We start from the raw sequence: 25,532 nt of genomic DNA on the forward strand, positions 1-25,532 counted from the left end.
CTTTGCGGTAAAATTCACAAGCCAAATTCACAATCCAAAACTAAAAAACCTTAAATTTGATTTAAAACGCAACGATAATGGAAAAAAAAGAATTAAGACGTAAACTCATAAAAGATTTTGGTAAATTCATTGAAGACGATTCTAAATTAGAAATTTTAGAAAGTGTTTTTGATGCCATAAACCATAATGAAAAAAAATCAATAGTTCCTGATTCACATTATGATTTACTTGCTGAAGAGAGAGAAAAGTATATTTCTGGAGAGAATCAGTCAAGTTCCTGGGAAGAAGTAGAAAAACGTCTGAATGCTAAATATGGTTTTTAAGATTATTATTTTACCATTAGCAGAAAAAGAAATTGACGAATCTATTGAATTTTACGAAAGCAGAAGTAAAGGTTTAGGAAAGCAATTTCTAGTTTACCTGAAATCTTACTTAAAAGTTTTAAAAATAAATCCTGAATTATTCGAAATCAAAAAGCAACCTTGTTATCGCGAAGTAACATTGGTAAAATTCCCATTTGTAATTATTTATGAAATTATCGGAAATGAAATAATTATTCATTCGGTTTTTCATACTTCAAGAAATCCGCAGAGGAAACCGTAATTTTCAGGTTCAAAGTTTCAGAGGAGCAAAGGGGCAAAGGTTTTTTTGTTTCAAGTTTCAAGTTTCAGGTTGCTTTCCTTTGTGTCCTTAACTTTCCCGGCAAATTTTAAAGAAGTCTTTGCGACCCGATAGCGATTGGGATTGCGAGACTAAAAAATAAAGCTTTGTGACCTTTGCGATTAAACCCACAACACAAAAAAAAACTTCGTGTCTTCGAGCCTTCGTGGCAGAAAACCTTTCCCTCAAATTTCACACAAAAAACATTGAAATTTAAACTTTAAACAAAACTTTATTCCTTAATTTTGTATCGCTAAAAATAAAATAGACAAACTATGAGTTCATTTGACGTAGTCATTATAGGTTCAGGTCCTGGCGGATATGTATCGGCAATTCGTTGCGCACAATTAGGTTTCAAAACAGCAATTGTAGAAAAGTATAACTCTTTGGGCGGAACTTGCCTTAACGTAGGTTGTATTCCTTCAAAAGCATTATTATCTTCTTCTCATCATTATGCAGAAATTGCTCATTTCGCAGATCATGGAATCGAAGTTTCCGGAGATGTGAAAATCAATTTAGAGAAAATGATCGCGCGCAAGCAAGCAGTTGTAGATCAAACCGTAGGTGGAATCAACTACTTAATGGATAAAAATAAAATCACTGTTTTCAATGGTTTAGGTTCTTTCGTAGACGCAACGCACATTGCAGTTGCAAAAGCAGACGGAACATCAGAAACTATCGAAGCAAAATATACTGTAATCGCTACAGGTTCAAAACCATCTTCTTTGCCTTTCATCAAAATTGATAAAGAAAGAATCATCACTTCTACGGAAGCGTTAGAATTAAAAGAAGTTCCAAAACACTTAGTAATTATTGGTGGTGGAGTTATTGGAATAGAGCTTGGGCAAGTTTACTTGCGTTTAGGAGCACAGGTTTCTGTAGTGGAATTCATGGACAGAATCATTCCTGGAATGGACGGAGCTTTGTCTAAAGAATTGACTAAGGTATTGAAAAAACAAGGAATGAAATTCTACGTTTCTCATAAAGTAAAATCAGTTGAAAGAAACGGGGATGCTGTTGTCGTTCAGGCTGAAAATGCAAAAGGAGAAACTATCACTTTAGAAGGAGATTATTCATTAGTTTCTGTTGGTCGTCGTCCTTACACAGACGGATTAAACGCTGACAAAGCTGGAGTAAAAATTTCAGACAGAGGACAAGTAGAAGTGAACGACCATTTACAAACTAACGTTCCAAATATTTACGCAATTGGTGATGTTATTCGTGGAGCAATGTTAGCGCACAAGGCAGAGGAAGAAGGAACTATGGTTGCTGAAATCTTAGCGGGTCAAAAACCACATATCGATTATAACTTAATTCCTGGTGTAGTTTACACCTGGCCAGAAGTTGCTGCAGTTGGACAAACGGAAGAGCAGGTTAAAGCTTCAGGAACAGAATATAAAGTGGGAAGTTTCCCTTTCAAAGCTTTAGGTCGTGCAAGAGCAAGCGGAGACTTAGACGGATTCGTAAAAATCATTGCTGATGCTAAGACTGATGAGGTTTTAGGAGTTCACATGATTGGAGCCCGTACAGCCGACTTAATTGCTGAGGCAGTTACAGCAATGGAATTCAAAGCTTCTGCTGAAGATATTTCAAGAATGAGCCACGCGCATCCAACTTTCGCGGAAGCGGTAAAAGAAGCAGCACTAGCAGCTACAGATAACAGAGCATTACACGTATAATTTACGTAAATCATATTTTAAAACCCATCAGTCCCCGAAACCGGGATTCATGGGTTTTTCTTTTGCTGTAATTTTCTGGTTCATATCATATAAAATTCAAAAATAATTTTGTAAATTAGATGTATAATTCTGATGCTATCTTTACTTTTTTAAAAAGATAACATTATGAAAAATAAATATATAGCTCCACTTCTAATAGGAGCAGGAATTGCATTTATACTTTCTTCGTGCAAATCAACGATTCCTAAAAAAGCAATTGCTGTCACAAATTTTGACAAAGCAAAGTATCTGGGGAAATGGTTTGAAATTGCAAGATTAGATTATAAATGGGAGAAAAATTTAAACAACGTAACGGCCGAATATTCTCTTAAAAACGACGGCACGATTAAAGTTGATAACAGGGGCTATAATGTCAAAAAAGACAAGTGGGAAGAAAGCATCGGGAAAGCCAAATCTGTCACAAAGGACGATGTTGGTATGCTTAAGGTCTCATTTTTTGGTCCTTTTTATTCCGGTTATAATGTAATTGCCATTGACCCGGATTATAAATATGCACTTGTAGCAGGAAAAAGTTTAAAATACATGTGGATTCTCTCCAGAGAAAAAACTATTCCTGAAAGTGTAAAAGCAGATTATCTTATAAAAGCACAGGAAATTGGTTATAATGTTTTAGATCTCGTTTGGGTCGAACATAAGGCCAATTAAAAATAAACCCGACAATTTTGAAATTGTCGGGTTTATTTGTTTTAAAATGAAAGTGAATTATGCTCTAAAAACACTTTTATAATTATCCCAATATCTGTAAATCAAAAATAAATTGGCCAGAAATAATAACACTGCAATTGGCAGACCTTCCGGGGCAAGGAAATAATTGATAAACAAAATATTTACCGTAATTGGCAAAATCAAAATATTAGCCAATGTTACATAACGTCCCGTTACAAATGCGATACCACAAAGTAATTCGATTGATTTAGCTAAAGGCATTAAATAAGTCGAAGCCATTAAACCTACATTAAAGGCTTTAAAATTTCCGGTCGTTTCTGGTTCTGGCATTAGATGGAAAAAATAACTGATCGATGCAAAAAGCAGTAGAAGACCAATTAAGACACGGACAATAATTGTAGCAATTTTCATAATACTTAGGATTTTTAATAGGTTAAAAAATATCGTTATCTGCTGGAAATCGTATACGTGACTTGTCCTAATAAAAATGAAATTTAATATTTAATGACACTTTATTGAGGATTTTACAATCAAAACAATCCTATTTTGGGATTAATTGAATGCTATATCAAATATAACGCTTTTTTCATTATGATATTGCTATTTTATTAACACTTTTCTTATTTCTTGCCGTATTTCTTATAAAGGAAAAATCCACCTAAACTGATTAAAATAAAAGGCCAAAGATTAAGCAGGAAAACCAAAATGGACTGCAAGATGTACCAGCCCGTTTTTAACGAATCGATAATTTGAATTCCTAAATTAGGTTTGTAATAGGCGCTGTCTTTTTCACCAGCCGTTATATCTTGTTTAATTGTTTCGTTTTGATAAAGTTGTAAAGTAATGGTGCTGAAATTAACCTGATCCTGGATGGATAAATTTTCAATGGTTTTACTGTCATTAGCTTCTTTTTGGTTCGCCAAAGCATTTTCGGCTTCCATAATATCGTTTATTTTTTTGCCTTTTGTGTCAATTGCTTTTTCAACTCTTTTTTCATTTGTGGCACTTCTTTTTTGAGAAAGCTGGTTGGCTAATAATTTCAACGAAACATCATCCGCTTTAATGACTCTGAAATCCAGAAAATCAATTTGCTTCGCAATGCTTTTAATTACCGTGTCAAGTTGGGTGTTTGGAACGCGAATTGTAATATTATTTTCTACTGAAAACTTAGTAGTTTCCAGTGTGCTGTCCTGACTAATTTTAGTTTTAATCTGATCGTGAATATTACTTTGTAAATTGGTGTAAGTAACAAAACCTCCAAATTTTGCCACGGCATTTTCAATTGCATAAGTAGATTTGACGACGTTTTTAACCTTGAATTTAATATCAGCGGTTCGAATAAATTTCTGTTTGCTGTTTTTGGGCTCCACAGCCGCTGTTGAAGAAACAGCCGTGCTGTCTGCTGTGGCTTTGTAATCTGCGGATTCTTCAGCAGCGTAATCTGCTTTTTTGCAGGAAAATAGTAATGCGATAATCACTAGGGTAGTCACACCTAATTGTGCAATTGTTTTCATAAAGGTTATAAAATTTGATTAATAAATGGACTCGCCTGTCTTTCAGGTAAGTTTTATTTTTTGCCACTCCCGATAGCTATCGGGATATAGGATTTAAATGATTTTTTAATCTTGTTAATCTGTGCAATCTGTGGTATTTTTTTCGTGAGTAATTTTTTAATCAAATGGCAGGAAAAGTTTTAATAATTAGCACTAATTCGATATACTAAAAAGTGTGCCAATAATTTTTCGGGATAATTTTATTGAAGGATTTTTTTTGTCGTAATTTTGAAGTCTAAAATTTATACTTTTTTGAGAGTTTCCATTCATAAACCTATTTCAAATCCAGAGCAGTTTAAAGAACAACTTCTAACATGGTCACAGCAATTTCGTGAGGTTGTTTTTTTAGACAGCAATTCGCATACGCAAGAATATTCGAGTTTTGATTGTGTGCTGGCTGTAGATGCTTTTACCTCTTTAAAAACCGATTTCCAAAACGCTTTTGACGATTTAAAACAATATCAGCAAACCACTAAAGACTGGCTTTTTGGTTATTTGACTTATGATCTGAAAAATGATGTCGAAACTTTAAAATCGGCTAATTTTGATGGATTAGATTTTCCGGATTTATTTTTCTTTCAACCAAAAAAAATATTCCTATTGAAAGAAAATCAGCTTGAAATTCGATATTTATTGCTTTGTGATGATGAGGTTGAAGAAGATTTTAATGAGATAGTCGAAAGTCAATCCCGAAGCGTCGGGACGAAAGTCAAAAGTGCTTCATCTTTAAAAATTGAGCAACGTATTTCAAAGGATTCATATGTTGAAAAAGTAAATAAAATGCTCGAGCATATTCATGTTGGTGATATGTATGAAGCTAATTTCTGCATGGAATTTTATGCTGAAAATGCTGTGATAAATCCGTTGGAGAAATTCCTAAAACTAAATGAAATTTCAAAGGCGCCGTTTTCGGTTTTCTTTAAAAATCACAAACAATATTTGCTTTCGGCTTCACCGGAACGTTATTTGAAAAAAATTGGAGAAACCATTATTTCTCAGCCGATAAAAGGAACTTCAAAACGGTCTGCAGATCCAGTTGAAGATGAAAAATCAAAACAATTTTTGGAATCAGATTCAAAAGAAAGAGCTGAAAATATCATGATTACCGACTTAGTCAGAAATGATTTGTCGCATACCGCACAAAAAGGTTCTGTGGAAGTTACAGAACTTTGTAAAATCTATTCGTTTCTGCAAGTACATCAAATGATTTCGACGATAACATCAAAACTAGATGCTCAATATGCTCCGATAGATGTTTTGAGAACCACTTTCCCAATGGGAAGTATGACAGGAGCTCCGAAGATTTCTGTAATGAAAATTATAGAAAATTTAGAGGAAACTAAACGCGGTTTGTACAGTGGTGCGGTTGGTTATTTTACTCCCGAAGGCGATTTTGATTTTAATGTGGTCATCAGAAGCATCTTATACAATCAGGAAAATCAATACGTTTCTTTTTCAGTAGGAAGCGCCATTACAGCACAATCTGACCCTGAAAAAGAATATGAAGAATGTTTGTTGAAAGCTAAGGCAATGCATGAAGTGTTGCGGTAAAATTTTAAAAAGTTAACCACAAATTTCACAAATTTTCGCAAATTTTTTATTAGCAAAATGCATAATTAAACCATATGTAATTAGTGAAAATTAGTGAAATTTGTGGTAGAAAAAATATAGCCGCAGATTAAAGGATTAAAAGGATTTCCTTTCACGCAGATTCTCCAGATTTAAGCAGATTTGAATAGATTTTTTATTAAAAATAAATCAGCGTCAATCTGCTTAAATCTTTTTAAATCTTCGTGAAATTTATATTAAAAAAATCTGTGCAAATCTTTTAATCTGTGGCAAAAAAATAAATCTGCTCAATCTGAGTAAAAAATAATTAGTGCAAATTCGTGAAATTCGTGGCAAAAAAAACAACCCACTTAACATTTCATTTAAAAATTGATAGAATTTAATTCTTTACATTTATCAAATGTTTTCAAAATTTCAAAATCACATCGTTTCGAGGTTTCCGTTTCTGGAAGATAAAAAACTATTTCTGGCTGTAAGCGGGGGTTTGGACAGTATGGTTTTACTGCATTTGTTGCAGCAATTACCGTATGAAATTGCCGTTTTGCATTGTAATTTCCAGCTGCGCGGATTAGAAAGTTTTGGTGATCAGAGTTTTATTCAGGACTATTGTGATCAGAACAAGATTCCTTTTTTTACTACTCAATTTGATACCGAAGCTTTTGCAAAAGACTATAAACTATCAACTCAGGTTGCGGCACGTGAGCTGCGTTACAGCTGGTTTTATGAACTTTTGGAAACCGAAAAATTTGATTATATTCTTACGGCTCATCATGCTGACGATAATCTGGAAACTTTCATTATCAATTTAACCCGCGGAACCGGTTTAGATGGCTTAACAGGAATTCCGGAACAGAACGATAAAATTATCCGTCCGCTTTTGCCTTTTTCGAGAGATGAAATCCTGAAATATGCAGAAGAACATAATATTGAATGGCGTGAAGACAGCAGTAACGCATCCAATAAATACCTTCGGAATAAAATTCGCCATGATTTAGTTCCGATGCTGAAAGAAATCAATCCTAACTTTTTGAATGCTTTCCAGAAAACACAATCGTATTTGCAGGAATCTCAGGAAATGGTTGAGGACGCTTCCATTATGATTTATCAGCAGGTTGCAAAAGAAGTGGGTGAGGATATTCATTTTGATTTAAATCAGCTTCAGAAATTACCCAATTATAAATCGTATTTATATCAATGGTTAAATGAATTTGGTTTTTTGGCGTGGAATGATATTTATGATTTAGTAGATGGACAATCAGGAAAACAAGTGTTTTCTTCAGAATTTAGATTGCTAAAAAACAGAAATACATTGATTTTAAGTCCGCTTTCAGAAGAGGATGAACAAGACGAATATCACATCAACAAAGACGATCAAGACGTTAATTTTCCCTTAAAATTGAGGCTTTGTCAGGTAGACGACATTACATTAGATTCAAATAAAGCTATCTTTGTTGACGCCGAAAAAATCCAGTTTCCTTTGCTTTTACGTAAATGGAATGAAGGCGATATTTTTCATCCGTTTGGAATGAATGGAAAATCTAAAAAAGTAAGCAAGCTTTTTAAAGACGAAAAATTATCGCTGATTGAAAAGGAAAAAACATGGATTTTGTGTTCAGATAATCAGATTGTATGGGTTATCGGAATTAGGCAGGACGAACGTTTTAAAATAGAAAATACCACAAATAGAATACTTAAAATAGAACTACAATAATGAACTTTACTCAATCCTATCAAACGATAACTTCAAAAAGTGTCTGGAATAAAACCATTGTTTTTTTGTTATTTTTAATTTTTGCTTTTGCAAAAGGTAACGCTCAGATTTTAGAACCAGTAAAATGGACGGCTAAAATTGAAAAAAAATCGGGTACAAATGCCGTTTTAATTTTTGATGGAACAATTGAAAAAGACTGGCATATGTATTCGCAATTTACGCCGGACGGAGGACCGCTTCCGTTAGAAATTGTGTTTAAAAACCAAAAAGGAAACTACAATCTGGTTGGAAAAGCCAAAGAAGGAAAAACCAAAACAGCCTTTAACGATGTCTTTGGTGTAAACGAAACATTCTTTGAGGGAAAAGCGCATATCGAACAGGAAATCACGATTACAAACCCAGCTTTAAAAACTGTTGATGTTGACTTTGACTTTCAGGTGTGTAAAGAGGTTTGTATCAATTCGAACAAAAAATTCTCTATTGCGATTCCGACATCTTTTAAAATGGAAGCGGTGGCAACAGTTTCTGAAGCAAAACCTGATGACACGAAAGTACCAGGAATTGCTATTGATACTTTATCAACTGTAACAAAAGATGTTAAATCGGAAACTGCTAAAGCAGAAGTAACAACTGCAAATGAAGATGAAATTCCGGCGCTAGCTCCAACAAGAAGTTTGTGGTCAATCTTTTTTATTGCTTTTATATCTGGATTCGCGGCATTGTTGACTCCTTGCGTTTTTCCAATGATTCCAATGACGGTAAGTTTCTTTACCAAACAAAGTAAAAGCAGAGCAAAAGGAATTCGAAATGCTGTTATTTACGGATTAGCAATTATTGCCATTTATGTGATTTTAGGTTTGATCGTAACTAAAATATTTGGTGCCGATGCCTTGAATGCTTTGTCTACAGATGTTTGGTTTAATTTGATATTCTTTGTTTTATTAATTGTATTTGCTGTATCCTTTTTGGGTGCGTTCGAAATTATGCTTCCAAATTCATGGGCAAACAAAGCAGATCAACAGGCAGACAGAGGTGGAATTGTTGGAATATTGTTTATGGCATTAGCTTTGGCAATTGTTTCCTTTTCTTGTACAGGACCAATTGTTGGTACCTTATTAGTTGAAGCCGCTTCAAACGGTGGAATCGCTCCGGTTATTGGAATGTTAGGATTTTCATCTGCGATGGCATTACCATTTATGTTGTTTGCTATGTTTCCGGGTTGGTTGAATTCATTACCAAAATCTGGTGGTTGGTTGAATACAGTAAAAGTAGTTTTAGGGTTTTTAGAACTGGCTTTAGCTTTCAAATTTTTATCCAATGCCGATTTGGTTTTACAATTGCATTTATTAGAAAGAGAAGTTTTCTTAGCGATCTGGATTGCTATTTTTGGAACTTTGGCATTTTATCTTTTCGGAAAAATTACGTTGCCGCATGATAGTCCGACCAATCATATTTCAGTAGGAAGATTGTCATTCGGATTATTAGTGTTGACTTTTACTATATATTTAATTCCGGGACTTTGGGGAGCACCTTTAAAATTAATCAGTGCGTTTCCACCGCCACAAACCTATAGCGAAAGCCCTCTTGGATTTGGAGGTTCAGCAAATTCAAATGTTAGTACTGGTGAAATAAAGGGACTGCCTGAAGGAGCAGAATTAGGGCCACATGGTATTATGGTGTTTCATGACTACGAAGAGGGATTAGCATATGCCAAAGAAATCAAAAAACCAATTATGTTAGATTTTACAGGTTATGCATGTGTGAACTGCAGAAAGATGGAAAACAATGTTTGGTCTGATGAAAGAATATTGCCAATTTTAAAGAATGATGTGGTTTTGATTTCGCTTTATGTAGATGATAAACGTGAATTACCAAAAGAAGAGCAATTTGTAACTGCAAAAGGTGATAAAATCGAAACAGTTGGCGATAAATGGACCGACTTTATGATTTCAAAATACAAAACAAATACACAACCTCTATATATTATCACTGATCTGGAAGGAAAGAACTTAAACAATTCAAAACCAACAATCAGTTATGTAGATGTTGAAGAATATTTGGTATGGTTAAAAACAGGGATTTCGAATTTTAAGTAAAGAGTAAAGAATATAGAATAAGGAGGGTAGAAATTTAAAATCTACAGTCTAAAATCTAAAATAATTCATGGGGAAAGTTAATTCAAAACAAAAAGCACTCTAAGTTTAAACTTAGAGTGCTTTTTTATGATTGGGCAAATCGGAAATTAAATTTTTATAAATATTCTCCGTGTTGAGAGATATCTAATCCTAATTCTTCTTTTTCTTCAGTAACTCTTAGAGGAGTAATTTTGTTTACAACGAAGAACAAAATGTAAGAACCAACAAAAGCAAAGATAGAAACACCTACTAAAGCTATTAATTGGTTAATGAACAAAGTTGGAGTTCCGAAAATCAAACCTTGATTGTCACCAACTACAGGGTTAATAGCTTTTGAAGCAAAAACTCCAGTTAACAACATACCTACCATACCACCAACACCGTGACAAGCAAATACATCTAATGCATCATCAATTTTTCCTTTAGGGAATTTGCTTACTACCAAGTTACTTACGATTGCAGCAAAAGCTCCAATGAAAATTCCGTGAGGGATGCTTACGAAACCAGCAGCAGGAGTAATAGCAACAAGACCTACAACAGCTCCAATACAAGCTCCAAGTGCAGATAACTTGTGTCCTAATATCTTATCAAGGAAAACCCATGCCATAGCAGCAGCAGCAGCAGCTACAGTAGTAGTTCCTAAAGCTTGTACAGCTAAACCATTTGATCCTAAAGCAGAACCTGCGTTGAAACCAAACCATCCAAACCATAATAAACCAGTTCCTAATAATACGTAAGTAATTCTTGCAGGATTTACTTTTTGAACTTTTCTTTTTCCTAAGAACATCGCTCCGGCTAATGCAGCCCATCCGGCGCTCATGTGAACTACAGTTCCTCCAGCGAAGTCAAGTACTCCCATTTTGAAGAAAACTCCATCAGGATGCCATGTCATGTGAGCTAATGGTGAATATATAAATAAGATAAACAAAACCATGAATAACAAATAAGCCCAGAAACGTACACGCTCTGCAAAAGCACCTGTAATTAACGCTGGTGTAATGATGGCAAATTTTGCTTGAAATAATGCGAATAACATAAAAGGAATTGTAGGGGCAAGACTCCAGGCAGTATTTGTACCAACACCCTGAAAGAATAAATTTGGAAGTGGATTTCCAATGATTCCTCCAATAGTAGGACCAAATGCTAAACCAAAAGCAACAACAACCCATAAAATAGTAACAATTACCATTGCCATAAAACTTTGAAGCATGGTACTGATAACGTTTTTCTTACCTACCATACCTCCGTAGAAAAATCCTAAACCTGGTGTCATTAGCAATACAAATGCAGTTGCTACGATCATCCAAGCTGTATCTCCGGTATCAAACTTTACAGCTTCTGCTGGAATTGGGTTGTCTGATAAGATGAAATTTGATACAAAAGTCAGTACCAAAATAGTGATAAGAATCACACTTAAAATAATTTTTCGCATAGTTATTTAGTTTTAAATTTTTTATAAAAGTATAAAATCATTCGACACCCCTATAAAAAATAGAGTCTAATGTTTAACTTTTGTTAATTTTTAAATTTAACCCCCTATATTTTGCATGTATTTGTTAAAATGAACTTAAATTTTACAATTTATTAATCTGAAATCTCAAACATGTAAGTTTTTTCTACTTTGTTAACAAAAAACAATGAAAATAATTCTAATTTTAAGAGTTATTATGTTTAAATATTTATAAAAATCGTCGAATCATTTCATTTTTAAATAAAAAAGGCATCAAATGAAATTTTCATTGATGCCCTTTTTTATAAAAGAATTTAAATTATTTCTGTCCGTACTTCGCTTTGAATTTGTCGCTTAGTTTGGTTTGGAAAGTGTCTAAATTAATGGTTCGACCCTGAATGAAAGCAGTAGTCAGTTTATTTGTTCGCATGTCTAGTGCATCGCCTTCAGAAATAAAGAGTGTTGCATCTTTACCCGTTTCCAAAGTTCCACAGCTTGCATCAATACCTAATAGTTTTGCTGTATTGGAAGTTATTAATTGTAAAGCGACTTCCTTATCTAAGCCAAAAGCAGCACAGGTTCCTGCTAAGAAAGGCAGGTTTCTAACGCTCATACGCTCATGATCTCCACTGTTTTCAAGCCCAACAACAATTCCTTTATCCGTTAGTATTTTTGCCATTTTGTATGGTAAGTTTACATCTTCATCAGCGCTTGTTGGCATGTCATGAACACGTCTTAGTAAAACGCCAACATTGTATTTTTTCAAAACATCAGCTGATTTGTAAGCTTCAAATCCGCCCACTATCACAATTTTTTTGATTTGGTGATCTGCCGCAAGCTGAATGGCATCTACAATTTGCTTTTCTTCATCAGCATGTACATATAAAATTTGTGTACCATCAAACAATCCTTTTGTAGCTTCTAAAACAATGTTTCTTTCTTTAGATGCAGTTTGATTATACGCTTTTGCGTTTATAAGGAATGCGTTTATTTCCTCTACTTGTTTAGTATAATCTTTATTGGCTTCAATAACTCCAGGTTCAAACCATGATCCTGATCTTTTAAAACCTGATGGGAAATTAAGATGAATTCCGTCATTTTCTTTCAAAATAGCATCTTTCCAGCTCCATGCATCTAATTGTACTACAGATGATGTTCCTGAAATTCTTCCTCCACGTGGCGTAATCTGGGCCATCAAGACACCGTTTGGACGAACTGTTTCTACAACTTTCGACTCCGAATTATAAGCAATAATACTTCTCACATTCGGATTAAAAGTTCCAATTTCTTCCTCATCAACTGATGATTTCACGGCATCAATTTCTACTAAACCTAAAGTAGAGTTTGCTGCAATGAATCCGGGATAAACGTGTTTTCCTGTAGCATCGATAGTAGTATCATAAGCTCCCGCCGCAAGTCTGATTGTTGAGGCATCTGCTACTAAAGTAAGTTTTCCGTCTTTAAACCCAATAGCACTATTTTGAATAACCGTTCCGTTACCTAAATGCGCCGTAGCATTTAAAATTAAAACGGATTTAGTTTGTTTCGGTGCAGGGATTTGCTGTGCATTTATTTGTACAGAAGCACAAAATACCAACAACAATTTATATATGTTTCTATGTGTCATAGTATCTTTTTTTATCATTATGAATTTTCTAAAGTTCTTATAACTGCTCTAAAGTATCACAGTGATATTCTTTTTTCTCTTTTCTGGTTGGTTGTTGCGTTCCGTTTCCTTTATTCTTTTCCTGCAACATTTGTCCAATCAATTCACTTCTTTCTTTAGTAATGGCCAATTGTTTTTGAGCATCTTTTTCTATATCAAAATAAACAACACCTTCAATGATTGTTTTTTCGGCTTTAGCATAAATAGAAAGTGGATTGTCGCTCCATAAGACAACATCGGCATCTTTACCTACTTTTAAACTTCCTACTTTATCATCGATATGTAAAAGTTTGGCAGGGTTTAAGGTTACAAATTTCCAGGCATCTTCTTCAGAAATATTTCCGTATTTCACCGCTTTTGCAGCTTCCTGGTTTAATCGGCGGGACATTTCGGCATCATCAGAATTATAAGCAACTACTAATCCAGCATTGTGCATTATTGGTCCGTTAAACGGAATAGCATCATTTACTTCAAATTTATAAGCCCACCAATCAGAGAAAGTTGAAGCTCCAACACCATGCTCTTTCATTTTGTCAGCCACTTTGTAACCTTCCAAAATGTGTGTGAAAGTGTTTACTCTGAAATTGAATTTCTCCGCAACATTCATTAACATTAAAATTTCAGACTCTATATAAGAGTGACAAGTAATAAAACGTTCTTTGTTCAAAATCTCAGCAAGCGTTTGTAATTCTAAGTCCACACGCGGCGCTTTTCCTTTTTTAGAACCAACGTTGAATTTTTTCCAGCTTTCATCATATTCTTTAGCCAATTGAAAATAATCGGTAAAAACTTGTTCAACTCCCATTCTGGTTTGTGGAAAACGGGTTGGATTATCAATTCCCCAGTTTGCTTGTTTTACGTTTTCACCCAAAGCAAATTTGATAAATTTAGGCTGGTTTTTGTATAACATTTCATCTGCAGAAGAACCCCATTTCCATTTTACGATCGCAGAACGACCGCCAATTGGATTCGCAGATCCGTGTAATAATTGCGAAATAGTAACACCTCCCGCTAAATCTCTGTATATATTAATGTCTTCAGAATTTACAACATCCTGAATCGTAACTTCGGCAGTCGAGTTATGACCGCTTTCGTTTACTCCTTTAGAAATCGCAATATGAGAATGCTCATCGATAATTCCGCTCGTAATGTGTTTTCCTTTAGCATCAATAACAGTTGCACCGGCATCAGAAAGGTTTTTACCAACAGCAGCAATTTTTCCGTTTTTGATTAAAACGTCCGTTTCTGTTAGGATTCCATCTTTTTCATTCGTCCAAACTGTAGCATTTTTAAATAATAAGGTTTGGGCAGTTTGTTTTTTAGTATCACCAAAAGCAACGTTCGGATACGTTACCGGCATAATTGGAAGCGGTTTTTCTACTTTAGAAGTATCTTTTACAGCCACAAACGGACTCGTTTTTACAGCGCTCCAAACCAATTCGTCTCCGTTTGATAAAACTGCTTTTCCGGATAAGGCGTCTGCTTTTTCGATGAATCCTGTTAAACGTGTATAATTAGATTTGATCGTATCCGCAGATTTGATAACCAATGAAATCCAATTTTTAGCGATAGAAAAAGTACTTTTTACTTTTTTGGCATCAACAGTAGTTACTTCCGATTTTTGAGCCTCAGCAGTTCCGTCAATTTTCCATTTATAGATATCTTTTCCAACTGTTAAGTCGTAATTTCCACGGATATCCTTGGCACTAAGATCGTTTACGATAAATTTAGATCCCTGTACCCAGTTCTCATATAGAACCGTTTTCTCGTCAAAAACTTCTCCTGAAGTAATAATGAAGTTGGCATACGTACCCACTTTCAAACTACCTATTTCGTCGCTTTTTCCTAAAATAGCTGCCGGAACTGTAGTTAAAGCCTCTAAAGCTTTTGTTTTATCAAAACCTAATTTTATAGCTTTTAGAAGATTTGGTTTAAAATCTTCAATCTTTTTCAATTTGTCTGTCGTCAGGGCAAATACGATTCCGTTATCAGAAAGTACTTTTAAGTTTGTTGGCGCCTGATTCCAGAAACGCATATCTGCCAATTCGATTTGGTTGGATAAATATGGATTTGAAACATCGTAAGCTTCAGGGAAACTTATTGGAATAATGAATTTAGCGTTAGTTGCTTTAATTTCTTCAATTCTTTCAAACTCATTTCCACTTCCTTTTAAAATATAGTTTAAGCCAAATTCTTTAGCAATTTTGGCAGCTCTTAAACTGTTTAATTTATCTTCAGAAGTAAATATCTGAACCAGTTTTTCATTATTTGCCAAAGCTTCTAATGATAAATCTTTAGTTTCAGAATTTCCTTTTTTGTACCAGTCTAAGTCCAGATACATTTGGCGTAACAAAGCCATAGATCCCATCAAAGAGCTTGGATATGCCTGATTTGTAAGGGCACTTTTTGAGAAGGATAAATGATTGGTTAACTTATTTGCAATGATTTGTTTGCTGTTGTCTTCATTGTTCAGGGCGACCAAAGCTCCGGTTCCTTGCGCAATTCCGTCTGGAATATGAGTTCCAACAACACCAAAACCAGCTTTTAATAATTCATCCGCTTTTGGCTGATCATATTTAAAAGTTTCGTAAACGTTGATTTCCGGACGAACACTTTCATTCCAATAATAACCAACTCTTTTGGTGTCATACAAAGGGTTACGATTACGTCCCGGAGTGATATTTGCTTTTGGTTTTTCAATTCCAAAACTGGTATAAATATCAATAAAAGACGGGTAAATTGTTTTTCCTTGTAAATCTATAGTAATAGCATTCTTCGGAATGGATACAGCAGTTCCAACTGCAACAACTTTACCGTCCTGAATCAGTAAAGTTCCTTTTTCGATTTTTTGAGTTGGAGTAACATAAATAGTGGCATTAGTAAAAACAGTGTAATTTTTGCTTTTGTTATGCACACTTTCATTAACAGGGAAGTAATCTTGAGCATACGTTTTTGTTAAAAAAACACTCAAAAAAAGTAGGAGTAGGGCTTTTTTCATATGTAATTGGGTAAATTTTTGCTAAAAATATGAAATATATGTTATAACCGTTTTGTTTTTGTTACTCTTTTTTCTCTATTTTAGTAAGCTTGTAAGTTAACCTTTTGATTAGAAGTGTAAAATGGACATTATGGGAAATAATAATAAGATAAATTGGGGAATTATTGGTCTGGGAAATATAGCAAATCAATTTGCAGCCGATTTAATATTGATAGAAGAGGCTAATTTAGTTGCAGTAGCTTCAAGAAGTATCGAAAAAGCAAGAGATTTTGCAGACCAGTACAATTGTCCAAAAGCATATGATTCGTATGAAGCGCTTTTTGCCGATGATCAGATTGATATTGTGTATATCGCAACACCTCACGATTCCCATGCCGAATTGTCTATTAAAGCATTAGAAAATGGCAAACATGTTTTATGCGAAAAGCCAATGGCACTTTCTTATAATGATGCGGTTCAGATGCTTGAAGCTTCAAAAAAGTATAATAAATTTTTTATGGAAGCTTTCTGGACGCGTTTTATTCCGTCTGTAAAAGAAGTTTTAGAAAAAGTAAATCAGGGAATTATTGGCGACGTAAACTATGTAAAAGCTGATTTTAATTTTTATGCAGATGAAAAAGAAGGAGGAAGGCTTTTCGATAAAAGTCTTGGTGGCGGAGCCTTGTATGATATTGGCGTTTATCCCTTATTTCTCTCTTATATAATGCTCGGAATTCCAAAAGAAATTATAGCGAAATCAATCTATAGCAAAAATGGAATCGATTTACAGACTTCAATGATTTTACATTACGAAAAGGCACAGGCGATTTTACATGCTTCAATAAATTCTGAATCTGATATGAAAGCTGTTGTAGGAGGAACTCAAGGGCATATTCAACTTAATACACCTTGGTTTGTGGCTGACGGATATGCGATTGTAAAAAATAATGAGGAAGAAGTATTTAATTTTCCAACCCTCGGAAAAGGGTATGCTTATGAAGCAATCGAATGTCATAAATGTATTAGGAATAATCAGATTGAAAGCGAACTTTGGTCACATCAGAATAGTTTGGATTTGAGTAAAATGACAGAAGAAATTAAAACACAAATCGGATTAAGTTTTGTTTAATCCGATTTATGTAGTTATTTTAATTTAGTATTTCAACTATTTCATTTTGATTCGTCATAGTAGCAAGTGAAAGTGCTGTATGTCCCTGAGAAGAAATTGATTTGTCTGCTCCGTTTGCTAATAAAAATTTCACTATTTCGATATGCCCTCTTTCCGCAGCTCTATGCAACGCAGTAAATCCTCGATCGTCCTGAATATTAATTTGAGCACCAGATTTAAGAAGCAATTGTACTTTATCCATTTTGTTAGATTGTACCGCATTCATAATAGGCGTTGCCCCTTCATGAGTTAATCCATTTGGGTCTGCACCTAATTCCAACAATTTCGCCATAGAATCGATAGTTTGTGAAGCTACTGACCAATGTAAAGGTGCTAATCCGTCTCCGGCTAAGGTATTTAAATTGGTTCCTTTTTTAAATTCTTCTTCAATTTCGTTAATTTCTCCACGAGCAACTGCAATATGTAGCAACGAATGTGTGCGCAAAGGAGATTCAGCAATAGGTAAAAAATCAGTACTAAACACACCAAATTGAGCCATATTTCCGTAGGTCGAAAATGCCCATTTAGCAGCTAGATCTGTATCGTTTTCAAATGTAGAAGGTAAAGGAGCAGGAATTATTTCTCCTATTGCATGACTAAGTAAGATAAAGTTAAGAATAGCTTTTGTAAATTCCGGACTTTCATCCTTGGTAAATTCTCCCGTAATAGATTCTATTATAAGTTGATTGTCTTTTTGAATGGTTTTGGCCACTACAAAAACTTCTCTCAACCAGCTACGAATAAAAATTACATATTCTCCGTCAAAATAAATTGCCCATTTATGTTCCATAGTATCAGGAGTAAATAAAACTCCGGGATACAGTACCTTATCAATTTTAATAGAAATATCGGTTTCTATAGTTTTGCTATTTTCAGGTCTTTGTCCAAAAAATGAAGTACCGCTTTCGCCACCGTAAGAAATGGCATTTGTAGCCATTAGTGGATTTTCTGAAGTAGAAATCATGGTTTGAGAAAAAGGACGTAAATCTAACAGTCGATGTCCCCAGGGATTTTCCTCTGCTGCTATCCAGGATAATTCCGTTTCTTCAGACGATTCTTCTTTTTGCGCTTCTCTTTTTGGTTCTACTGCTTTTAGTTCTTGAACTTGGTTTTCAATCTTTTGTTCTTCTTGTTTTTGCTCTGGTTTGTTTTTTCCGAAAAGCTTTTTAAAAAATGACATGTTTTTAGATTTTGATTATAAGATTTAGGTTTTGAAAAAACTAATATACTAAATTAATCAAGTTATGAGTGGAATTTATTAAAACCTATATTTAAGTAAAATCTTAAAATATAATATATTTAAGTAATAAATTATTTACAAAAATTATGTTTTTTTCTGCTTAATTAAATACTTTTACATTTTGATAAAGATTAATTATGTTAGTAAAAGTTTACGGAAGTGCCGTTTTTGGAGTAGAAGCAACCACTATTACAATAGAGGTTCATATGGACAAAGGTATTGGTTTACACTTAGTTGGTTTGCCGGATAGTGCCATTAAGGAAAGCAGTTTCAGAATTGCAGCCGCTCTCAAAAACAACGGCTTAAATTTACCGGGAAAGAAAATAACCATCAATATGGCACCCGCCGACCTTCGAAAAGAAGGTTCTGCCTACGATTTACCTCTGGCAATGGGAATATTAGTGGGTTCAGATCAGATCAAAGCGCCCGAAATCGAACAATATATTATTATGGGCGAACTTTCTTTAGATGGAAGTTTACAGCCTATTCGTGGTGCATTGCCTATTGCTATAAAGGCTAAAGAAGAAGGTTACAAAGGATTTTTTCTCCCAATCCAAAATGTAAAAGAAGCCGCAATTGTTGCGGGTTTAGACGTTTATGGCGTTACCAATTTGCAGGAAGTAATTAACTTTTTTAATGGAAAAGGGGATCTCCAACCTACAGTTATTGACACAAGATCTGAGTTTTATAAAACCTTAGATTTCCCAGAATTTGATTTTTCTGATGTTCGCGGACAGGAAAGCATCAAGCGTTGTATGGAAATAGCTGCAGCCGGAGGTCATAATATTATTTTGATTGGTCCGCCCGGAGCAGGAAAAACAATGTTGGCGAAAAGAGTTCCGAGTATATTACCGCCAATGACCTTGCGTGAAGCTCTTGAAACCACTAAAATTCATAGTGTTGCCGGAAAATTAAAGGAAGTTGGTTTGATGAATCAACGGCCATTTCGTAGCCCGCATCACACGATTTCAAATGTGGCCTTAGTAGGAGGTGGAAGTTATCCACAGCCTGGCGAAATCTCAATGGCGCATAATGGTGTTTTGTTTTTAGATGAATTACCGGAATTCAAACGCGATGTTTTAGAAGTAATGCGTCAGCCGCTTGAAGATCGTGAAGTAACGATTTCACGAGCCAAATTCACCGTTACTTATCCGTCATCTTTTATGTTGGTGGCGAGTATGAACCCAAGTCCGAGTGGTTTTTTTAATGATCCGAGTATGCCCAATACTTCTTCGCCGCATGAAATGCAACGTTATTTAAGTAAAATTTCAGGACCATTGTTAGACCGAATCGACATTCATATAGAAGTAACTCCTGTTCCGTTCGAGAAACTGGCCGATGACCGAAAAGCCGAAAGCAGTGTCGAAATCAGAAAACGTGTCACCGCAGCCCGAGAAATTCAAACCAAGCGATTCGAAGAAGTCGAAAACATACACTATAATGCCCAAATGAGCAGCAAATTAATTCGTGAATATTGTGCACTTGACGAACAATCAAAAGAATTACTAAAAACCGCCATGGAACGTCTAAACCTTTCCGCAAGAGCCTACGACAGAATACTGAAAGTAGCCCGCACCATAGCCGACTTAGACGCCGCACCAACAATAATCTCCCAACACATAGCCGAAGCCATTCAATACAGAAGCCTCGATCGCGACGGCTGGCTAGGGTAGAAAAAAATCTCGCAAAGACGCAAAGTCGCAAAGTTTTTCTTTTAAGTTTTCTTTGCGACTTTGCGTCTTTGCGAGATTAAAATATACACAAAGCTTAGCGAACCTAGCGTAATACCCTTGCGAACCTTGCGGTTAAATCAACGCCCAGAAAGCACAACAGTACCTCCAATATCAATTTGTTCCAAAAAGACTTCATCATGCGAAACCACAATCAAAGTACCCTGATATTCATTAACCGCCGCCGTAAGAATCTCAATATTTTGAATATCTAAATTATTAGTGGGTTCATCCAAAATAATAATATCCGGTGCCTGATTATTTATTGTCAAACAACAAAGCATCAAACGCATTTTTTCACCACCACTCAAAGCGCTGCAAGGTTTTTCTAATTCATTTTGTGAAAACAAAAAGCGATTCAGCCGCATTCTGATATCATGTTCCTGCAAACCCGAAATATTGAATTTTTGAGCCTGTTCATAAAGTGTAAGCTGATTTTCAATTAAGGAATAGTCCTGATCGATATAAACAATTTTAGCCTCAGCTTTGTAAACGGAACCTTGTGTCGGAGCTAATTTCCCTGTAATGATTTTGATTAAAGTTGTTTTTCCGGAACCATTCGATCCTTTCAAAACAATACGATCACCACTCAGAATCTGAAAATTGAGATTCTCTTTCCAAAGCAATTCTTCTTCATAACCGAAATTAATAGCAGTAGCCGTAAAAAGTATTTTGCCTTTGTGCAAATCAGCATTATTAAAACCGAATTTCATTTTGTCAATCTCAGGCAAATCAGAACGTAATTCTTGTAATTCTTTTGAAATGCCGCCAATTTTTTCCGCATGCATACTTTTCGTTTTCGAAGTGCTGTTTTCAGCATTATTGCGTAAAGTATTCATCATGATTCGGGAAACGCCTGCTTTTTCCTGTTTCTTTTTTCCACGTGTATCTAATTTTTGCTGGCGTTCCATCGTTTCGCGTTCTTTTTCTCGGGCTTTTCGCAACGCTTTTTCCTTACTCTGAATATCTTGCTGTAAGGCGTTGTTTTCTATTTGCTTTTGTTGGGCATAAAAATCATAATTTCCTCCATAAACGGTAATACCATGTTTACTTAATTCGTAAACCGTTTTCAAAAGATTCAATAATTTTCGATCATGGCTTACAATAATCAAAGTGGCCGAAGTGTTTTGAATGAAATGATACAATAATTTTCTGGCTTCAAGATCCAGATGATTACTTGGTTCATCGAGTAAAATAAGCTCAGGTTGTTGAATAGAAATTCCGGCAAGAAAAACTTTTGTTTTTTGTCCGCCACTTAAAGTTTCCAGCTTTTGTGATAAATCTAAATCAGTTAATTGCCAATATTCTAATGCTTCATTGCAACGCTCTTCAATGGTCCAGTCATCGTTCAGAATTTCCAGATTTTCTTCGGTTACATCTCCGTTCAAAATTTCTTTGAGCGCATTAAGCTTGTTTTCAACTTGCAAAGCTTGTCCAATGGTAAAATGATTAAATTGCCCGAAAATCTGTGGTACATAATAGGGTTTTGCATCGGCTTTCATCCAGCCTTCAGAAGGCTGTAATTCGCCGGCAATAATTTTTAAAAGTATCGATTTTCCAACGCCGTTGTTACCAATCAAGGCAATTTTATCCTGCTGATTAGCAGTAAACGTAATTTTGTCGAATAGCAAATCTCTATTCGTATGTAGATATGAAATGTTTTGTAAAATAAGCATAATTTCTTTCTTTTGGGAATAAACAAATAAGCATACTGTTTTGCAGCTGCCTTTATAATTGTCTGAAAGAAATTTTATTTCACATGGAATTTTCTAATTGGTTTGTGGCTGCAAAGATAAAAATATTTTTTAACTCTATTTCATTGCTTAAAAATGAAGCGGCACATTTTATTTGATAATATTCCAAAAACTTATTTTACGCCTGGTAGTAAAACCTAGTTTCTCGTACAATGCAATAGCCCCGGTATTATATTCTGCAACATGCAAAAACGGAATTTTACCCTGATCAAAAATAATGTTTGCAACATGTGTAATTAATTGTTTTGCATACCCTTTTCCGGTATGGTCAGGATGTGTAATGATCGCGCTTAGTTCGGTAAAAGCATTCATTTTCATACGCTCGCCTGTAATAGCGATTAACATGTTGTCTTTGAAAATTCCGTAATAATCTCCAAGCATCATAGTTTTGTTTTTAAAGTAACCAGGTTGTACTAAATTAACCAAATCACATAAAATTTCGTTATGGTCTTCGGTTAACTTAACGATCTCGGATTCTACTGGAAGTTGAATTTTTTCATTGATAACCATTTGAAGACAAACCAATTCTTTTGCAATTTTCAAAGTCTCAGCTATTTCAGGCTTTTCACCAACAATAAAGAAATTATCGATTAAGGCCGAATATTCTTTGGTTGCGATGGACGTATTTTCAAAATGGGTAAAGCTTCCAAACGGACAATAATCCGGATTATAAAACTTAGTATTCCCATAATCAACAGCAAATTCCTGATGGTTTTCTGATAACGAATACCAAACCGGATTGTCTAATTTATTTTCTTCTAGGGTTGTCATCGTAATGTTTTTCAAAATTAAAAATTGAAGGTGAATTTTGAAATATAAAAGTACGGATTTATAATAAATAGAAACGAAAAATCCCGCTTCAATAGAAACGGGATTCAATAAAATATAATAATAAGAATTACTTCCTTCTCGCAGAAAAAATTTCGTCCAAACCTTCCATAGCAATTGTAAAACCTTCTTTGAAACCCATTTCAATGATTTTTTCCAAATCAGAAAGGTTTTCATGTTTAATCGCAACATCAACAATAGTAGAATTACCTTGTTCGGAGAAATTCACATTCCAGTCAGAACGCGGAAAATCTTTGTTTAAGTTCCCTTCGCTATCACTAAAAGCATCCAGATATTTAAAGTTAGATTTTGGCGTAATCGAAGTAAAATCGGCAATAGCCCAATGCTCTTCGCCTTGAGGGCCAACCATGGCATAAAGTCTACGTCCGCCTTCTTTGAAATCCATACTTTTTGTTCTGGCTTTCCAAGGTGATGGCGCCCACCATTGGTCTAATATTTCTGCTTGTGTCCAGGCGGACCAAACATCGGCAAGTGGCGCATTGAATTCTCTTTTTACGTTTACCGTGCTGTTTTCTTTGTCTACGGTAAAATTCATCAATAGATTAGATTTCATTTTCTTTAGATTTTAGATTCATTAATACTTGATCTAATTGACTAAAACGGTTTTCCCAAATTTCCTTAAACTGTTCTAACCATTTGTCAATTTCTTTCATTTTGTCAATTTTTAGCTGGTAATAGATTTCTCTCCCGACTTTTTTCTCGGCTAATAATTCGCATTCATTGAGAATTTTAATGTGTTTAGACACGGCTTGTCTCGTCGTATTAAATTGCTCCGCAATGGCATTTGGTGTCAATGCATTTGTGGCAACCAAAACTAAAATTGCTCTTCGGGTCGGATCGGCAATAGCCTGAAAAATATCTCTGTTCATTTTGAATTATTTAAATACGCAACTAATTAGTTGCAAATATAAACAACTTTTTGGTTGCGCAAAATGTTTTTGTGATTTTTTAAGATAATTTTTTAGAAAAGGTGTTGAAGAGGTTTTATTTAGGCCAGTACAACACATTAAATTTATGGCCATCGGGATCTGAGAATCCAAAGAAATAGCCTTTCTCAAAACTTTGAGGCTCAGCAAAAACTCTACCACCAGCATTTTTAACCGCCAAAAGTCGTTGATGTACTTCATCTACACTTTCAGCCGAAAGCGAAAATATAATTTCATTACCTTTTTGTAAATCGGCAGCTTCGTCATTCACAGCCCATTTAAATCTGTCTTTTGTAAAAAAATGAATTATAAAATCATCATCTCCAAAACAAAAACTCGTCAGTTCTGTATTGGTTCCATTTGGTTTAAAACCTAATTCGCTATAAAATTTGGTAGTTCGCGCCAGATCTTCTACGGCTAAATTGGCCCATATTTTTTTAGTTTTCATACTATTCGATTTAAAAATTAGAACTTTATTCTCACTATTAAAAAATAGTCGGATAATAAATTTACGAATTTTAAATTAAAGCGTATAAAAAGGAAAAGATGCGTCTCACACCTGTAAATTAAATATACCGCAACCACCAATGTGAATTTCTCGCTTTATATTCTCCAAACAAAATACAAGGTTTATAAAGAATGGTTACGACACTTATCCAAATTAAATAAATTGCCAAAAGTGGCACTCCGCTTTCGAGATTTTTAGGTCTTCCAAAAGTTCCAGTTGCATATTCAAATTGCGACCAATTAAAACCTTGAAAAAGAAGCATGACAAGCGTAAGAACATGAATCACATAAAAGTGAATAACAAAGTAAAACAAAGGCACTTTCCCATAAACCGAAGTTACTTTTATAATTCCACTATTAAATTGATCAGCGAAGGCAAGCAGTAAAAATAAAATTCCTAAAGTAACCAGACAAAACACGAGCGAAGGCGGATATTTAGTCAAATTCATAAAAGATAGAAAAGTAAACAATGCATTTTTTTGAACTGACCAAAGCGCCGGATCGCCATAAATATTGATAAATCTAATTAGGGTAAACAATCCTAAAGAACCAAGACCAATTTTTACAAAAAGTTTTTTTCTTTCTGATTTTTCTTTTTCAAAAAAGCGCCCTGAAGCAAAACCAACCAGCATGATTCCCAACCATGGAATAGGAGGATAACCTACAACAAATACTTTTCCTGCAAAAAGCGGAATCACAGTCAGGTTAAAAAAGGGAGCTAAAATTGTTTTTAACAGAGAACCTTCAGCAAACGGAATCAGAGGAAAAATGTTATGGCAAAAAATAATAATCAAACCCAAAATGCCCAATTGTTTTGTGGGTATTTTTAACAACAAACCTAACAAAATAAACCCAAACCCAATTGTAGCAATTACTTGAAATAGTAGAGTGTGAAAACCAATGTCAAAGAATATTCCAAAATTGACAATCGTAAATTCAAGCAATACCAGCCAAAAACCTCTTTTGATTAAGTGCTGTCTCGTTGCTGCAAGATTGTTTTTGCTTTTAAGCGAAAGAAAAACAGAAGTTCCTGCCAGAAAAACAAAAATTGGTGCACACAAGTGCGTGATCCAACGTGTGAAAAACAATATTGGTGTTGTTGTCGCTAAATCGGTCGGACTTTGTGTTAAAGCATCAACATGCATTAAATCGCGAACATGGTCTAGCGCCATAATGATCATTACAATTCCGCGGACTATATCAATTGAATTTTCTCTTTTCATTTTTTTAAA

At 34.7% G+C, this 25,532-nt stretch carries 21 protein-coding genes; 9 read left to right on the plus strand and 12 right to left on the minus strand.

Features of this window, described 5'->3' with window-relative positions:
* Positions 1-77: 77 nt before the first annotated feature.
* The 4 genes from AC6CH4_RS13420 to AC6CH4_RS13435 all read left to right on the plus strand — a co-directional run bounded on the left by AC6CH4_RS13420 (position 78) and on the right by AC6CH4_RS13435 (position 3,044).
* Complete coding sequence (locus tag AC6CH4_RS13420) at positions 78-323, plus strand: hypothetical protein (protein WP_498103683.1); 246 nt, start codon at positions 78-80, stop codon at positions 321-323.
* Positions 313-603: a type II toxin-antitoxin system RelE/ParE family toxin gene (locus tag AC6CH4_RS13425; protein WP_498103685.1), complete on the plus strand. Its 291-nt coding sequence runs from the start codon at positions 313-315 to the stop codon at positions 601-603. Before AC6CH4_RS13420 ends, AC6CH4_RS13425 begins: the two co-directional genes overlap by 11 nt.
* Before the next feature lie 332 nt (positions 604-935).
* Entirely contained in the window at positions 936-2,339 is a 1,404-nt protein-coding gene (gene lpdA, locus AC6CH4_RS13430) for a dihydrolipoyl dehydrogenase (protein WP_498103687.1), read from the plus strand.
* A gap of 165 nt (positions 2,340-2,504) precedes the next feature.
* Complete coding sequence (locus AC6CH4_RS13435) at positions 2,505-3,044, plus strand: lipocalin family protein (protein ID WP_498103689.1); 540 nt, start codon at positions 2,505-2,507, stop codon at positions 3,042-3,044.
* Between the two features lie 57 nt (positions 3,045-3,101).
* Here AC6CH4_RS13435 and AC6CH4_RS13440 read toward each other — a convergent pair whose 3' ends face one another.
* Together AC6CH4_RS13440 and AC6CH4_RS13445 are read right to left on the minus strand one after the other, a co-directional pair.
* Positions 3,102-3,476: a DoxX family membrane protein gene (locus tag AC6CH4_RS13440; RefSeq protein WP_498103691.1), complete on the minus strand. Its 375-nt coding sequence runs from the start codon at positions 3,474-3,476 to the stop codon at positions 3,102-3,104.
* A 209-nt stretch (positions 3,477-3,685) separates the two neighbouring features.
* Complete coding sequence (locus AC6CH4_RS13445; RefSeq protein WP_498103693.1) at positions 3,686-4,579, minus strand: DUF4349 domain-containing protein; 894 nt, start codon at positions 4,577-4,579, stop codon at positions 3,686-3,688.
* Between the two features lie 291 nt (positions 4,580-4,870).
* On the opposite strand from AC6CH4_RS13445, the gene AC6CH4_RS13450 reads away from it, so the two are divergent.
* The 3 genes from AC6CH4_RS13450 (at position 4,871) to AC6CH4_RS13460 (ending at position 9,994) form a co-directional block, all read left to right on the plus strand.
* Positions 4,871-6,169, plus strand: a complete 1,299-nt coding sequence (locus AC6CH4_RS13450) for an anthranilate synthase component I family protein (RefSeq protein WP_498103695.1) — start codon at positions 4,871-4,873, stop codon at positions 6,167-6,169.
* A 418-nt stretch (positions 6,170-6,587) separates the two neighbouring features.
* Positions 6,588-7,898, plus strand: a complete 1,311-nt coding sequence (gene tilS, locus AC6CH4_RS13455) for a tRNA lysidine(34) synthetase TilS (protein WP_498103697.1) — start codon at positions 6,588-6,590, stop codon at positions 7,896-7,898.
* Positions 7,898-9,994 carry a protein-disulfide reductase DsbD family protein gene (locus AC6CH4_RS13460; RefSeq protein WP_498103699.1) on the plus strand — a complete coding sequence of 699 codons (2,097 nt, stop codon included), beginning with the start codon at positions 7,898-7,900 and terminating at the stop codon, positions 9,992-9,994. The genes tilS and AC6CH4_RS13460 overlap by 1 nt, the downstream gene beginning before the upstream one ends.
* Before the next feature lie 154 nt (positions 9,995-10,148).
* Here AC6CH4_RS13460 and AC6CH4_RS13465 read toward each other — a convergent pair whose 3' ends face one another.
* The 3 genes from AC6CH4_RS13465 to AC6CH4_RS13475 all read right to left on the minus strand — a co-directional run bounded on the left by AC6CH4_RS13465 (position 10,149) and on the right by AC6CH4_RS13475 (position 16,147).
* Positions 10,149-11,465 (minus strand): ammonium transporter, encoded by a 1,317-nt coding sequence (locus AC6CH4_RS13465; RefSeq protein ID WP_498103701.1) that lies wholly within the window; start codon positions 11,463-11,465, stop codon positions 10,149-10,151.
* A gap of 337 nt (positions 11,466-11,802) precedes the next feature.
* Entirely contained in the window at positions 11,803-13,110 is a 1,308-nt protein-coding gene (locus tag AC6CH4_RS13470; RefSeq protein WP_498103703.1) for an amidohydrolase family protein, read from the minus strand.
* Positions 13,111-13,147: 37 nt separating this feature from the next.
* Complete coding sequence (locus AC6CH4_RS13475) at positions 13,148-16,147, minus strand: amidohydrolase family protein (protein WP_498103705.1); 3,000 nt, start codon at positions 16,145-16,147, stop codon at positions 13,148-13,150.
* A gap of 130 nt (positions 16,148-16,277) precedes the next feature.
* Between AC6CH4_RS13475 and AC6CH4_RS13480 the strand changes: the two genes are divergently transcribed.
* Positions 16,278-17,255, plus strand: coding sequence for a Gfo/Idh/MocA family protein (locus AC6CH4_RS13480; protein ID WP_498103707.1), 978 nt, complete (start codon positions 16,278-16,280; stop codon positions 17,253-17,255).
* Positions 17,256-17,274: 19 nt separating this feature from the next.
* Here AC6CH4_RS13480 and AC6CH4_RS13485 read toward each other — a convergent pair whose 3' ends face one another.
* Positions 17,275-18,474, minus strand: a complete 1,200-nt coding sequence (locus tag AC6CH4_RS13485; protein ID WP_498103709.1) for an ankyrin repeat domain-containing protein — start codon at positions 18,472-18,474, stop codon at positions 17,275-17,277.
* 197 nt (positions 18,475-18,671) lie between these two features.
* On the opposite strand from AC6CH4_RS13485, the gene AC6CH4_RS13490 reads away from it, so the two are divergent.
* The gene (locus AC6CH4_RS13490; protein ID WP_498103711.1) at positions 18,672-20,207 is read left to right on the plus strand and encodes a YifB family Mg chelatase-like AAA ATPase; all 1,536 of its coding nucleotides are present in this window, start codon (positions 18,672-18,674) and stop codon (positions 20,205-20,207) included.
* A 137-nt stretch (positions 20,208-20,344) separates the two neighbouring features.
* On the opposite strand, the gene abc-f is transcribed toward AC6CH4_RS13490, so the two are convergent.
* The 6 genes from abc-f to AC6CH4_RS13520 form a co-directional block, all read right to left on the minus strand.
* Entirely contained in the window at positions 20,345-21,940 is a 1,596-nt protein-coding gene (gene abc-f, locus AC6CH4_RS13495; protein ID WP_498103713.1) for a ribosomal protection-like ABC-F family protein, read from the minus strand.
* Between the two features lie 168 nt (positions 21,941-22,108).
* On the minus strand, positions 22,109-22,789 hold the full coding sequence (locus tag AC6CH4_RS13500) for a GNAT family N-acetyltransferase (RefSeq protein WP_498103715.1): 681 nt from the start codon (positions 22,787-22,789) through the stop codon (positions 22,109-22,111).
* Between the two features lie 127 nt (positions 22,790-22,916).
* Positions 22,917-23,420, minus strand: a complete 504-nt coding sequence (locus AC6CH4_RS13505; RefSeq protein WP_498103717.1) for an SRPBCC family protein — start codon at positions 23,418-23,420, stop codon at positions 22,917-22,919.
* Positions 23,410-23,736 carry an ArsR/SmtB family transcription factor gene (locus tag AC6CH4_RS13510; RefSeq protein ID WP_498103719.1) on the minus strand — a complete coding sequence of 109 codons (327 nt, stop codon included), beginning with the start codon at positions 23,734-23,736 and terminating at the stop codon, positions 23,410-23,412. The genes AC6CH4_RS13505 and AC6CH4_RS13510 overlap by 11 nt, the downstream gene beginning before the upstream one ends.
* A gap of 115 nt (positions 23,737-23,851) precedes the next feature.
* A complete protein-coding gene (locus AC6CH4_RS13515; protein WP_498103721.1) occupies positions 23,852-24,241 on the minus strand; it encodes a VOC family protein in 390 nt (129 codons plus the stop codon).
* Positions 24,242-24,359: 118 nt separating this feature from the next.
* On the minus strand, positions 24,360-25,523 hold the full coding sequence (locus tag AC6CH4_RS13520) for an acetyltransferase domain-containing protein (RefSeq protein ID WP_498103723.1): 1,164 nt from the start codon (positions 25,521-25,523) through the stop codon (positions 24,360-24,362).
* Positions 25,524-25,532: the final 9 nt, after the last annotated feature.

Source organism: Flavobacterium sp. GQ95, from assembly GCF_059758655.1.